Here is a 13,740-nt window from a genome sequence, read left to right as displayed (position 1 = left end):
ACGTGGCTGCCGCGGTCCGAGATCCCTCTCAACCCTCATCCCGCCTCCCCGCAACAACAGGGTGGCTCGATTACGGCGATCATGAAGTGGCCCGATTGCGCCGATCAGCAACCGGCTCCATTGCGGCGATCACCAACTGGCCTCATTACGGCGATCACGTATTGGCTCTATAGCAGTGATGATTAACAAAGAGCCAACCCGACGGGGAGAAAGCGCTCATCGCCCGCATCGAGACCGTGATCGAGGAGTTCCCCGGCTACGGGTATCGCCGGGTGACCAAGGAGCTGCATCGTCGAGGGTTCCGGGACAACCACAAGAAGGTGCTTCGCGTCATGCGCGAACAGGAATTGACGCGCAAGCCCAGGCGCCGCTGGGTCCGCACCACCAACAGCGAGCATCCCCATCGGGTCTATCCCAACCTCGCGCAGAACCTGCTGGTCACGGGCCCCAACCAGCTCTGGGTGGCCGACATCACCTACATTGCCATCCTGAGCGGCTTTGTCTATCTGGCGGTCATCCTGGATCTCTTTGCCCGCAGGGTCGTGGGCTATGCGCTCTCGCGCAATATCGACACAACCCTGTGCCTGGAGGCCCTCCGGATGGCCCTGGCGCGTCGCAGACCCCCGGCAGGAATCATCCATCACTCGGATCGCGGGGTCCAGTATGCCTCCCGAGACTACGTGGAGGAGTTGCTTGCCAACGGCTTCCGAATCAGCATGGCCCGCAAGGGCAACCCCTACGACAATGCGGCCGCCGAGAGCTTCATCAAGACCCTGAAGGCCGAGGAGGTCTACCTCTGGGAGTACCGGACGATGGCCGATGTCCAGAATCGTCTTCCCTCCTTCATCGAGGACGTTTATAATCGCAAGCGGCTGCACTCCTCACTGGGATATCGGCCGCCTGTGGAGTTTGAAGAAATGTTCAACAACGCCAAGTCCTGTCCGGTTACCCTAACCGCAGTTGTCTAACCGCAGGGGGGCACTCCACTGGGGAGCGAAATTAAAAGACGACCTTTATCCTTGAGATTCTCCCTTATTGCATATGCCGACGAGAAGATTTCCGCCTTTTGCACGTGCATTAGCACAGCAGAACATACAATAGCATCATAATTGCCTCCGTATGGTCGGCCGATATCAGGCAATGATCCTGTCTCCAATCGCCCTTCTAAATCGGGATATGTCGCTAGTGCTAAAGCTCTCAGTTCATAACATGGTTCCACACCATAGACGTCAAATCCTGACTTAAGCAGATAATACATGTCCCGGCCTGAGCCGGCACCTATATCCAAAATGCGAGCACCGATTTGAAGAGTCCGCCGGAAATAAGCTGGCAGACCGCTGTCAACATTGTTGTATCGCTCAGCTACTTTTGCAGCATTCTGAGAATAATATTTGAGTGTGAGATCATCGATACTCATATAGCTTGCTCATTTGACATAACTTTTGATTAGGCCCTACTTACTCAAGGATAGTCTTCAACACCATTATGGTTCTTCAATAGATTCGTTTGACATCAGATAAAAAAGACCGACCAAGAGATGCTTCCGCTCGGGCTTTATGGTTCCTTAGATATCTTCAATGTTCCCCTCAGGAAAACAGAATGTTATTTCCAATACGACGCAGACTCTCCTCCCGGATTTCATCTAAAATTAACGCATAAATTTGTCAACAACATCGTCTTTATTGCATTCGTAAGTTTCGGCGGGCGGCAGTGCTTCAGAGACGCGCTTTGCTATAGATATGGTGGTATTAGGTTCTGTAGTTCGCAAGGACAGAAGGGCAGAGCAGCTGCGCTGTCAGTCAGATTGATGTGTTGATGTCTCGCTCGGAAATTCTAGATTTGCGTATCTGGGTTCAGAAATCTTCAATTATTCATCGTAGACATAATTCTTGTCCCGCTGCCTCTCCCTCAATTCTCTAAGCTTTTCCGATTTATCCGGCAGCCCTGACAGCTTCGATGCGTTCTGACAGGTACGTCATATTTCTCGGCCAGTTCCCGGATTGACACGACGGGCGCCCCTCGTAGAATTGGAGGCCAACGAGCGGGCTGTCGAGGTGGATGTCGGCGGCGTGGATGAATTTCATAATGCGCTCTCGATTCGTCCAATCAATACCGTCTTGATGCAAAATGGGATGTGCAGCCGCTCCCTCGCCCTTGTGACGGCCACATAGGTGAGGTTCTTTGCCACCTCTGCCGACCAATCCGCGATTTTCGGCGAGTCCAGCCCCAGCAGGAACACGCAGGCATAGTCCAGCCCTTTGGCGCTCTGGATGGTGGAGATGGTGACGTTGTTTGTGGTGATGTCGTAGGTCTTCTTGGCTCTGTAGTCCTCGGAGACCCAGTTGGAGAGGATGCCCTTTTGTTCGAGGGCATGGCCGACGAGTTCCGGGATGGGCTTTGTTGTGCCGTCGTAGGGCTGCTTGACGGTGTACAGGACGGCGATCTCAGAGAGAGGCATGCCCTCGTCGGTGAGTGCCTTGATTTTAGTTGCCACGTAGTCGACGATGGCCTTTGTGTCGGGCAGCTGCTTTATCTCGGGCTGCGGGCCGTGGTAGTCGAAGAAGTCAGGGAAGAGCTCGGGCTGGCTACCGGTATGGACTTCGTGTCCCGCTTCGCCTGCACGGGATGACACAGGGACTGGGCTGCTTTCGCTCATGAACCGGGCGGCAAAGCTGGCGATCTCTATGGTGTTGCGGTAGACGTGGTTGAGCCTGTGGACCCTCCCTTGGGCCCGGATGCCGAGGTTCTTCCACGCCTGGCCGCTGCGGTAGATGTTCTGGTTGTCGTCGAGGGCGATCATGAGGTTGTCGGTCTTTTTGTTCAGAAGGCTCGTTGCAACCCTGAACATGTCGTCGCTGAAGTCCTGGCCCTCGTCGATGAGGACGGCGTCGTATTGCATGTTGCCGGCTTGCGCCTTTTCGAGCGCGAGCTGCACGACCGTGTCGTAGTAAGCCTGGTCCTGCTTCTCGTAATCGACCTTTTCACCGAGGATTCTCGAGCAGAGCTCGAAGAAGTGCATGACCTCGACGCCGCCTGCTCCCAGGGGGACCTTCTTGTCGGCAAGGAGGCGCTTGATGTAGTTGACGAGGGTGATGTTGTAGCAGACAAAGAGGATGTTCCGGATCTCGGGGTTGTAGTGCTTGAGAAGGGCTGCCCGGTGGACGAGGACGAGGGTCTTGCCGCAGCCCGAGGGGCCCGTGAGGATGCGGTGGCCGCCCTCGATCTTGCGGGCCAGGGCCTCTTGGTTGTGGTCGAGGACACGGAGGCGGCGCTTGTCCTCCTCCAGTTTGTCTTTTTTGTCCCGTGGGGGCAGCTCGATGCGCACGACGGGGAAAAGGAGGGCCTTGAGGCGCTCGAGCTCTTTTCCCGTGACGCGGAAGCTGAATTGGGGGACGAACATCTTCTTGAGGGCATCGAGGAAGCACCGGCCCGAGGGGTCGGCCCAGTGGTCCGACTGGGGGTGCAGGTCGTCCCAGAAGAAGATCTTCTCGGGGTCAATGACGCGGTCTAGGCCCTTTTCGCGGTACTCGTACTTGTTGATGTTGGGGAAGACGACGCCGCAGTTGACGGGGATCTTGACCTTGCCCGCAAAGCGGGGGTCGGAGGAGAGGAGAAAGCCGTCCTCTTTGATGCGGTTCATGACGTCGGCGAAGTAGTCCCTTGCCTGCTGGAAGGGGTTGCGGCGCTTCTCGGTCTTGCCTCCCATGTCGAGGACGAAGTACTGGGGGCCGGCCTCGCGGATCTGCTCGAGGCTCCAGTCCTTAACCTCGAAGATGACGAGGCCCACCTCGTCGGAGAACAGCAGGAAGTCGGGCTCCTTGCCCCGGATGTCGGGGAGGTACCAGGAGAGGTAGCGGCTGTCGGGCCGGGCGACGCGCTCGAGGAAGCGGTAGAACTGCCGCTCGCCGTCGGTGGTGAACTGATCCACGCCGCTGGGGATCATGGTGGCCATGGGTGACGCTTACCCTCTCTCTTCAGTCGGAGACGGTGCTCGAATGCCGTTGTGACGGCGCGAGGGGCGGGAGTAATCCCCCCTCACCCTTGCCCTCTCCCGCCGGGGGAGAGGGGAACATGGTGTTGCCTCTCCCGCCGGGGGAGAGGGAAATTTTTAGGTGCCTCTCTTGCCGGGGGAGAGGGGAATAAGGGGGGGGGGCGTCTGTCCACTCCGCCTTTTGCCGCCTCAATCTGATAATCGAGCGGGCCGGGCGCACCTGTGGCCCGGTCCGGTATCCCGTCAAACAAGCCGGTGCGCCGGGTGGGGGCGGCCTGTTTCGTCTTCAGGTGTGGTAAGGGTTGTGCGTGGATTCCCGCGTGCGCGGAAATGATCAAGGGGCCTTCGCTTGCCTTACAGCACCCCGGGTCAATGCCTTGCAAATTCCCTGCCGGTCAGGCCCCTTTCCGGGGCTGCCTCCGCTTCCCGGGGGATAGATCCATGTTATTGAAATTTAAATAAAAATGCCCGGCTCGATGGGGATCGAACCGGGCTTCCTGGTTCATGCTTCGTCATGGCAGCGAAGTACCCTGTTTTTTGCTGCTCTGAATAGCAGAATTCATGACGGTTATCAACAGATTTTGATGCATGGGGTGCAGGGAAAAGGCGAATAAGAGAAGACAACGCGGCAGGGTCCCGCTTCGATTCAAGACGGGTTCATGGGTTCAAGGGCTGCAGGGGCGCAAAGGGCATCCACAGGACGGGCCTCAGGAATACATTGATAATTCGGATTGACATTCCGAATATTCATGGTAGTATTTGTGCATGATCAAAAGACCCTCATACCTCGAGCAGATGGCCGGCGCGGTGGGAAGGTCCCCCGTCACGGCCCTGATCGGTCCCCGGCAGTGCGGAAAGACCACCCTCGCCCGGATGTTTGAGGCGTCTCAGCGGTCGTCCGTTCATTTCGATCTCGAATCCCAAGCGGACAGGCGCCGCCTGCAGAATCCCGAGATGATGCTGGGCTCGCTCGAGGGCTTGATCGTGCTCGACGAGATTCAGCAGATGCCCGATCTGTTCAACGTCCTGCGGATTCTGGCGGATCGGCCGAAGAGCAAAGCCCGCTTTCTGATCCTGGGAAGCGCATCGCCCGACTTGATCAAGCATGCTTCCGAGACCCTGGCGGGCCGGGTGCAGTTCATCGAACTCTCGGGCTTCGACCTCAGCGAGACGGGAGCCGGTTCCCTCAATACACTGTGGCTGCGAGGCGGGTTTCCCCGCTCCTACCTGGCGGACTCCGAGGAGGAAAGCATCGCCTGGCGCGAAGGCTTCATCAGGACCTATCTCGAACGGGACATCCCACAGCTCGGGATCACAATACCCGCCGCCGCGATGCGGCGCTTCTGGACCATGCTGGCCCATTATCACGGACAGACGTGGAACGGCTCGGAACTGGGGCGTGCCATGAGCCTGTCGGATAAAACCGTTCGCTCCTATCTGGATATCCTTACCGGCACCTTCATGGTCCGGCAGCTTCAGCCTTGGTATGAGAACATCAAGAAACGGCAGGTCAAGGCCCCGAAAGTCTACCTCCGGGACTCCGGCATCCTGCACAGCCTGCTGAGCATCGCGGACCGCCACACCCTCGCGGGACACCCGAAAGTCGGCGCTTCATGGGAGGGAATGGCGCTGGAACAGGCCCTGCAGCTGCTACGCCCGTCTCAGGCATACTTCTGGGCTACACACAGCGGGGCGGAACTGGATCTGCTGTTTTTCCACCGCGGCCGCCGGTACGGAATGGAATTCAAGTTCACGGAAGCTCCGGCAATGACGAAATCGATGGGGCACGCCGCGCGGGATCTCGGGTTGGAGCACCTCTGGGTTGTCTATCCCGGTGAGCACCGGTACCCGGTGGAAAAGAACATTTCCGCGTGCCCCCTCAAGGCCCTCCCGGCATTGCGTGACGAGCTGAGCAAGACGCCCAAGCCCTGACCGGCCCGTGCCAGGCACTGTCCGGTAGCGCTCCCCTGGAAGACAATCATCGGTTGACCTCGCCTCGTTGCCCCCGCGACACGAAAAGCAGCAGGCCGCAAAGCGGCGGAAAGAAAAGAAATGCCCAAGTGCCTGAGTGAAGAAAGTGGGGATTCGGAAAAGACGGGCAGCCTGGCGGTGCCGCTGCGCGGCAGTATGCAGTGCCCGGTGATCCGCGACCCACGAGGCAGGAAACACCGCTTCGCAGACATAATCACTTGAACCACGTCGCCGGGTCCGTCTGCAGGAAATCCTCCAGCGGTATCCCTTGGGGACCGACCAGCAGGGCTTTCCGAACTTTCGCGGCAGAGGTGAACGCCGCCATGCCCGAAAGGGCTGTTTTCAGGCGCCCGCTTTTGACCTCGATGGCCACCAGCTCTTTTCCCCGCTGCAGCACGAAATCGACCTCGCGATTTCCCGCAGCCCAGTAATATACGTGGACATCCCGTCCGATCACACTGTTGACCAGATGCGCCCCAACCGCCGTCTCGACGAGCCGTCCCCAGTAGTCGGGATCGCGCTTCGCCTCGTCCAAGGTGAGATGCGATGTCGCCGACATCAGGGCGGTGTTGAGGACGAGCAGCTTCGGGCTCGATGCCCTCTGCCTCACCTTCTGTCCGGAATACTTCGACAGCCCCGTCAAAAGCCCCGCACCGGAAAGCAGCTGCAGATAATGGGCAAGTGTCGTCGTGTTGCCGGCATCCTGCAGTTGCCCGATCATCTTCTGGTAGGACAGCACCTGGCCTGAATAGCTGCAGCCCAGTTCGAAGAGGCGTCTCAGCAGGGCCGGCTTGTCCACACGCGTCATCAGGAGAACATCGCGCGAGACGGAGGTTTCGATGAGGGACTCCTGAATGTAATGCTTCCATCGCGGGTGGTCGCTGACGAGAGCCGCCGCACCCGGGTATCCGCCGTAGAAGAGATACCTGTCGAGATCCCAGCCGAAGGCCCCCCTCATCTCGTCCAGAGACCAATGGGTTACATGGACAACCTCGAAGCGCCCCGCCAGGCTCTCCGTAAGGCCCCGCTGCACCAGCAGCGGGGAAGAATCCAGAAAAATGACGTGAAGGGTTCTTTTTGCGGCCGTATCCTCGTCCCACAGGCGCTTGACCGTCTCCGACCAGCCGGGGATTTTTTGTACCTCGTCCAGAACAAGAAGTCCCGGAGAACGGCGACCCTCTTTTCGGGCTTCGAAGCGGGCCGTTTCCCACTGCTGCTCGATCCAGAGCCGGTTCTTCAAAACGGGCTCATCAGCGGTGGCATAGTGCCCCGGGCCTTTGAAGTCGGAGAGGATCTGCCGTGCCAGGGTCGTCTTTCCCGTCTGGCGGGGCCCTGCCAGCACCTGGATAAACCGCCTTGGCTCACCGAGCCGTTTAGCCACGACCGAATAGATTGGGCGTTTGTACACGGCCCCTCCAAAATTACTCAATATCGCGAGTAAATTTACTCATCGCGTTGAGTAATTGTAAAGGCCGTATTTGCATGAACCCCCACGGCTTCGCCGTCCGTCCGGGTTCAGGGGCGCAGGTGTACAAAGAAAAGAGCCATACGCCTCAGGCCGTCTCTTCGGCAGGCGCAGGCCGGCAGATCCGCAAGGCGCAACAGCGCACGCTAGCTAAACGATGCAAGGGGCTCAGAACACCTCGCCCCCAAACAGGGCCTTCACGAAATCGGCAACCGGCCATACCTGGACGTCGTCGAAACGGTAAGGCCGCGAGCCGCAGTACACCCCGATCATGCGATCGACCTTCACGCCTGTCGAGGCGGCAAGCGCCCGCATCGGCTTTTCCCACGCGCGGTCCCAACGCTCGGCCCGCTTGACCTCGATAGCGACCACCCGCGGCGCACTGCCGGGTCGTCGTTTCGCCGTCTCGACGATGAAATCGATCTCCACCCCGGCCGGGGTGCGGTAATAGCTGATGGGTCGATGCTTGCGGCTGATCTCGTTGTAAACCCGCAGCTCGTGGTAGACGAGAGTCTCCAGCGCGTAGCCCTGCCACAGGCGGTCAGCGGGGTCGCGAAGCAGTCCCGCGGCGGCTCGCGCCACGCCGGGGTCAAACCAGTAGAATTTCGGTTGCGCCGCTTCCCGAACCTTGAGGCCGGGCCGCCAGGCCGGCAGCCGATGGCCGAGCAGCGTGTCCGTCAAGATGTCAAAGTACGTGTCCACCGTGCTCCGGACGACGGCCGCCTCCCGCGCAATGTTCTGGGCATTCACGATCTGACCGTTGATCTGCCCGGCAACGGCGAGGAAGCGGACGAAGGGCGGGACATTGCGGATCAGCCCCTCGGCCTGCAGTTCCTCTTTCAGGTAGGTGCTGACATAAGCAGCCAAGATGTCCGCTGCCGCCTCGGGCTCGTTGTAGACAAACGGCAGCAAGCCCCAGTCGAGGGCACGCTCGAGATGAAATGCACCTCCCAGCTCGGCAGCGGAGAAACTCTCCATGGCCAGCGTCAGTGCACGGCCGGCAAGAAGATTCGCACCGCCCCTTCGAAGCTTCCGTGCCGACGAGCCGCAGAGGGCGAAGCGCCATCGCTTTGATTCCATGAGGCGATGCACCTCGTCCAGCAGGGCGGGAATTTTCTGAACCTCATCCAGCACCACCCAGGTCCCGGCAGGCCGGGGGCCTACCAGGGCCTCCAAGCGGTGCGGATCCCGGGAGAGTTCCAGGAACAGGGAGGCATCCAGAAGATCGAACCGAAACGCCCCAGGCAGCACCTGTTTCAGCCAAGTGCTCTTGCCCGTTCCGCGGGGACCGAATAGAAAGAAGGATCGGTCGGGTCGATTGAGCAGACGCGGGATGACGGAATGACTCGTCATATGCACTATGCCTTGCATGTTGTAATATTGCAATGCATATTTACATTATGTAGTGCAGCAGCGTCAAGCTCCTTTTCATCGCCTCGTCCTGCATATTTCAGCGCCGTATGTCGAGAAATATTCGACTTACCATGCTCCTGTCTACAACCATGGCGGCAACGTGGAAAGGCCATGGTGCTAAGGCGGCTCAAGGAAGGATGCGGGATTGGGGAATAAAGAGCGAACTGCAGAAAGAAAATCCCCCCTGCCCCCTCTTTTGAGGCTGTGTCGTAATCATGCAAAATGCCGAAATCCTGTCATTCCCACGAAAGTGGGAATCCAGAACTCATTGAAAATACTGGATTCCGCATCGCGCTTCGCTTGTGCGGAATGACAAAATGGGAATTGCGAAGCAGCCTCTTTACAAAGGGGGACAGGAAAGAAAAAAGAGGCGCTAGCGGACGCCGGGCATGAGCAGCCGGGGCAGGAAGGTGCTCAGCTGGGGGATGTATGTGATCAGCAGCAGGACGGACAGCGCAATCCAGAAAGGCTTCCAGATCGCCACGCTCAGCTTTTCGAGCGAGAGCCCGGAGACCCCGCTGACGGCGAACAGCACGCCCCCGACGGGCGGTGTGACCAGCCCCAGCACGAGGTTGAAGCACACGACAACCCCCAGGTGGATGGGGTCGATGCCCAGCTGGGCCGCCATGGGGGCGAGGATGGGGGCCACGATGACCAGGGCCGGGGCCGTCTCGATGGGGATGCCGATGATGATCAGCACGACGTTGATCAGAAAGAGAATAACCCAGGGCGAGGTGCTGATGCCGGTGATGGCCTCGATCATCATCTGGGGGATCTGGTCGGCCGCCACGATCCAGGCGAACGGCTCGGAGAGGCCGAGCAGCAGCATGATCATGGCCGATTCCAGGCCGGAGGCGAGAAGCACCTTGGGGATGCTCTTCAGGGTGAGCCGCCTGTAGACAAACGCCCCGACGATCGCCGCGTAGACGCAGGTCACGCCCGCCGCCTCGGTCGGGGTGAAGGCCCCCCCGAGGATGCCGCCCATGATGATGACGGGCATGAAGAGGGCGGGCAGCGCCTTCCACCCGCCGATGAGCATCTCCCTGTAGGACGCCTTCGGGTGGACCGTGTACCGGCGCTTCCGGGCCTCGTAGGACATGTAGACCATCAGGCCGATGCCCAGCAGGGCCCCCGGGATCACGCCCCCGAGGAAGAGGGCGCCGATGGAGACGTTGGCGATGACCCCGTAGATGATGAAGGGGATGCTCGGCGGGATGATGGGGCCCATGCACGAGGCCGTGGCCGTGATCGCCGCGCCCAGGTCATCGTCGAAGCCTTCCTGCTTCATGGCGGGGATCATGATCATGCCGATGGCAACGGCCGTGGCCACGGCCGCCCCCGAGATGGCCGCGAAGATCGCGCAGGCGATGATCGTCGCGTGCCCCAGCCCGCCCCGAACGTGCCCGATCATCAGCTTGGCGAAGCGGACGAGATCCTGCGTCAGCCCCCCCTCGTTCATCAGGTTGCCGGCCAGCATGAACAGCGGGATCGCCAGCAGCGGGAACGAGGCGATCCCGCCGAAGATCGTCTGCGGCAGGATCGTGAGCTCGATGTCCGGGTTGAACAGCAGGTAGATCATGGCCGAGCCGGCCAGGCCCATGGCGATGGGGATCCCGCAGCACAGAAGCACGACGAAGGCGACGAGGAAGACGGCGATCATGGCGCGTCCCCCCCCGCGGGAGCGGCGCCGAGAAACCGCAGCGTCTCCTCCACGGTCAGCATGAGCATGATGAAGAACCCGATGGGCAGGCACGCGTAGGGGTATCCCATGCGGATGCCCATGGCCGGCGAGGTCTGGTCGAAGTTGACGAGGGTCTGCAGGCCTGCGTACCAGGTCATCACCGCCAGGAAGCAGAGCATGAAGACAAGCCCGGCGCCCTTGACCGCCCGTCCGAGGGCGGGCGGGAGCGCGTCGATCACGGCCGTCATGGCCACCTGGTAGCCCTTTCTCAGGCCCACGGCCCCGCCCAGCATGGTGGCCCAGGCAAGCGAGAACGTGGAGACCTCGCCGGACCACACGGACATGCTCTTGAGCACATACCGGCCGAACACTTCGTAGGGGATGACGATGGAGATCACCCCCATGAAGAAGATCGTGCCCCACCCTGCAACAGTCAGAAGCAGCTCGTTGATGCCGCGAAGCGCTTTCATCTGAAGCTTCCCCTGTGTCGATTTGCGGTGATCGGCCGCGAGGCGCCGGCACCGGCCCGCAGGGGGGAGCGGGGTCCCCCCTTGCGGGCCCTGTGCCGGGGGCATCCGGTTATTTTTTCTTCGGGGCCGCCTTGGCGGGGGCCTTGGCCGCGGGCGCCTTCGTGTTGACGATCGCCGCGATCTTGTCCTTCCCGAAGTCCTTGTTCCACTCCGCGTAGCCCGGCTCCATGGCCTTCGCAAAGGAGGCCCGGTCGACGTCGCGGATCACGGTGAGGCCCTTGGCCTCCATTTCCTTGAGCTTCTTCTCCTCGTCGTCGCGGTTGAGCTTGCGCTGGAACGCGGCCACCTCGAGGGCGGTTTTCATGAAGAGCTCCTGGTCCGCCTTCGGCATGGCCTGGAATTTCTTCTTGCTCATCATGAAGGGGGCCGGGGAGTAGACGTGGTAGGTGAGCGAGAAGTACTTCTGCACCTCCCAGAACTTCGCGCTGTAGAACACGGCCACGGGATTCTCCTGGCCGTCGATGACGCCCTGCTGCAGGGCCGGGTAGAGCTCGCCCCAGGCCATCGGCGTGGGGTTGAGGCCCGCCGTCTTCCAGGCCAGCAGGTGCACCTTGTTCTCCATGACGCGGATCTTGAGGCCCTTGGCCTGCTCGACGGTCTTGACGGCGACCTTGGAGTTGGTCAGGTGACGGAACCCGTTCTCCCAGAAGGCCATGCCGACGATCCCGTGCTTGTCCATGTCCTGCAGGAGCTGCTTGCCGATGGGGCCGTCCAGAACGGCGTCCACGTGGGCGTAGTCCCGGAACAGGTAGGGGATGTCGAGGATGTTGATGGAGGGGCTGAAGCCGCCCAGCGGCCCTGTCGAGCTGACCACCAGATCGATGGTGCCCTGCTTCATGCTCTCCACCATCTCGCGCTCGCCCTTGCCCAGCTGCGAGCTCGGGTAGAGGTTGATGACGATGCGGCCGTTGGTCCGCTCCTTGATCAGGTCGGAGAACTTCTTTGCGCCGACCATGTAGGGGTGGTCCATGGGCTGGGTGGAGCCCATCTTCATGGTTGCCCTGAATTCCGCGGCGGCGGCCTGCCCGGCGGCGAACAGGACCGCCACGACCAATACCGTCGTGACGACTGTGCGTTTCTTCATGGTTCCTCCGTCCTTTGGTAGTGTGTTGGTTGTGGGTCGATGCTGTTTCTCCTATCGGCAACCCCGGATCGGGCCGGGGTCTGCTCCCCGCTGACTCTTCTCACTTCCTTTCTCTTGGCACGATCACCGGCAGCATGTCCGGCGCGTGCGTGAGCACGGTGACGCGCGCCCGGGCCCCCTTGACCCGCAGCGCCGCGTCGAGTGCTTCCTGGGCGGTGCGGTAATGGGCAAAGCCCAGCCTCGCAGCATCGTCGGCGCTTATGCCGTCGGAGACGATGTAGACCGACTCGCGCTCCTTCACCTGGGCCCAGGCGATGGCGAGGGCCGCAGCGACCTCGTCTTGCAGCTGTCCGCAGGACACCCTCTCGCGGAGGCTGCAGGCGTCGTGGTGCGTGACCTCGAGGATGTCCCGGTGGGTCATGGCCACCCCCTCCGGGCAGGGGGTCACGACGATGATGATCCCGCCGGCCTTGACGGCTAGGTCGGACGGGTAGAGGGTCTTGTGCGCCTGCCAGAATTCGATGTCGCAGGGGTGGGAGCTCGACAGGACGATGTCGGCCTCCTCGGGGATCTCCGTGGCGTAGACCCTCTGCGAGAGCCTGACCCCTTCGTTGAAGGCCTCCACGACGTCGCCGAAGAAGGCCTCGATGACCTCGCCGTTGCGGTTGAGCACCGTGTTGAGGATGGTGTTGAGGCCCACCCGGCGGGCGATGGCATTCACCTCCTCGCGCACGGGGTTGTCCGTGACGCCTAGGTAGGATCGCGGGGCGCTGACGCTCAGCAGGTGCGTCTCGGCCGTGGTCCGCTCGCCGCAGATGCCGGGCTGCACGATTTTCGCGCCCCCCGCGTACCCGGGGATGTGGTGCGGCACGATGCTGCCCACGCCGATCTTGAAGTCCGCCTCGTAGGCCTCCCGGTTGACCGTGATGTGCGTGCCGTTGGGGGTCGTGCCGAGGTCGACGAGTCCGGCGGGGTTCTTGTAATCGTGGTTCTTGACGGCCACGCGCCTGACGACCTCGGCGCCGAACTTGGCCAGGATCTCCTCCGGCGTCATGAACCGGTGCGTGCCTAGGGCGATGATGACGGTGATCTGTTCGTCCTTCAGGCCCGCGGCGTTCATCTCGTCGAGCAGCACGGGGATCATCCTGTCCGTGGGGGTCAGGCGGGTGTTGTCGTCGGCGACGATGACCGCCCTGCGGGCGCCCCGCGCCAGCTCGCGCAGGGGCCTCGAGCCGATCGGGTTTGCGAGCGCCCGGATCACTTCCTGCTTCACGTCGGGGACGGGCCGTATGTCCTTCGGCGAGTAGACCCCGATGAGGTTCTCTTCAGGGATGCGGATATCGATCTTTCCGGTCCCGTAGGGCAGCTCGACTTTCACATCCATTGTCGCAGCCTCCTCGGAAGGGTTCTAGACCAATCCGCCCGCACCCATCCTGGAATTCCGTCCACGCTTACTTTTCTTGACTTCGGCCCGCAATTTGCTAATTTACTTACAAGATAATTTTCGAGTGACTGTACCATGCAAAAAAACAGTCTCATTCGATCGAACCCTTACCTGAGAGATCCTGTCTTATTCGAGGACCTGATCCTGCGATCGGCAGTCAG

At 60.8% G+C, this 13,740-nt stretch carries 10 protein-coding genes; 2 read left to right on the top strand and 8 right to left on the bottom strand.

Going from position 1 to position 13,740, the window contains the following annotated elements; genetic code table 11:
• The first annotated feature begins 236 nt into the window (after positions 1 to 236).
• Positions 237 to 968: an IS3 family transposase gene (locus HPY67_07135; GenBank protein ID NPV04488.1), complete on the top strand. Its 732-nt coding sequence runs from the start codon at positions 237 to 239 to the stop codon at positions 966 to 968.
• Here the strand turns inward: HPY67_07135 and HPY67_07130 are convergent.
• Complete coding sequence (locus HPY67_07130; protein NPV04487.1) at positions 965 to 1,417, bottom strand: class I SAM-dependent methyltransferase; 453 nt, start codon at positions 1,415 to 1,417, stop codon at positions 965 to 967. The genes HPY67_07135 and HPY67_07130 overlap by 4 nt on opposite strands.
• 663 nt (positions 1,418 to 2,080) lie before the next feature.
• Positions 2,081 to 3,952 carry an AAA family ATPase gene (locus tag HPY67_07125; protein NPV04486.1) on the bottom strand — a complete coding sequence of 624 codons (1,872 nt, stop codon included), beginning with the start codon at positions 3,950 to 3,952 and terminating at the stop codon, positions 2,081 to 2,083.
• 804 nt (positions 3,953 to 4,756) lie between these two features.
• Between HPY67_07125 and HPY67_07120 the strand changes: the two genes are divergently transcribed.
• Entirely contained in the window at positions 4,757 to 5,923 is a 1,167-nt protein-coding gene (locus HPY67_07120) for an ATP-binding protein (GenBank protein NPV04485.1), read from the top strand.
• A 253-nt stretch (positions 5,924 to 6,176) separates the two neighbouring features.
• On the opposite strand, the gene HPY67_07115 is transcribed toward HPY67_07120, so the two are convergent.
• The 6 genes from HPY67_07115 to larA form a co-directional block, all read right to left on the bottom strand.
• Positions 6,177 to 7,370: an ATP-binding protein gene (locus HPY67_07115; GenBank protein ID NPV04484.1), complete on the bottom strand. Its 1,194-nt coding sequence runs from the start codon at positions 7,368 to 7,370 to the stop codon at positions 6,177 to 6,179.
• 225 nt (positions 7,371 to 7,595) lie between these two features.
• Positions 7,596 to 8,780: an ATP-binding protein gene (locus tag HPY67_07110; protein NPV04483.1), complete on the bottom strand. Its 1,185-nt coding sequence runs from the start codon at positions 8,778 to 8,780 to the stop codon at positions 7,596 to 7,598.
• 433 nt (positions 8,781 to 9,213) lie between these two features.
• Positions 9,214 to 10,500 (bottom strand): TRAP transporter large permease, encoded by a 1,287-nt coding sequence (locus HPY67_07105; protein NPV04482.1) that lies wholly within the window; start codon positions 10,498 to 10,500, stop codon positions 9,214 to 9,216.
• Positions 10,497 to 10,991 carry a TRAP transporter small permease gene (locus HPY67_07100; protein ID NPV04481.1) on the bottom strand — a complete coding sequence of 165 codons (495 nt, stop codon included), beginning with the start codon at positions 10,989 to 10,991 and terminating at the stop codon, positions 10,497 to 10,499. Before HPY67_07100 ends, HPY67_07105 begins: the two co-directional genes overlap by 4 nt.
• 109 nt (positions 10,992 to 11,100) lie before the next feature.
• Complete coding sequence (locus HPY67_07095) at positions 11,101 to 12,135, bottom strand: DctP family TRAP transporter solute-binding subunit (protein NPV04480.1); 1,035 nt, start codon at positions 12,133 to 12,135, stop codon at positions 11,101 to 11,103.
• Between the two features lie 100 nt (positions 12,136 to 12,235).
• On the bottom strand, positions 12,236 to 13,519 hold the full coding sequence (gene larA / locus HPY67_07090; GenBank protein ID NPV04479.1) for a nickel-dependent lactate racemase: 1,284 nt from the start codon (positions 13,517 to 13,519) through the stop codon (positions 12,236 to 12,238).
• Between the last annotated feature and the right edge of the window lie 221 nt (positions 13,520 to 13,740).

This window comes from Syntrophaceae bacterium (assembly GCA_013177795.1).
Classification (GTDB): Bacteria; Desulfobacterota; Syntrophia; order Syntrophales; family UBA2192; genus UBA2192.
This window is presented reverse-complemented; position numbering and strand designations above follow the sequence as displayed.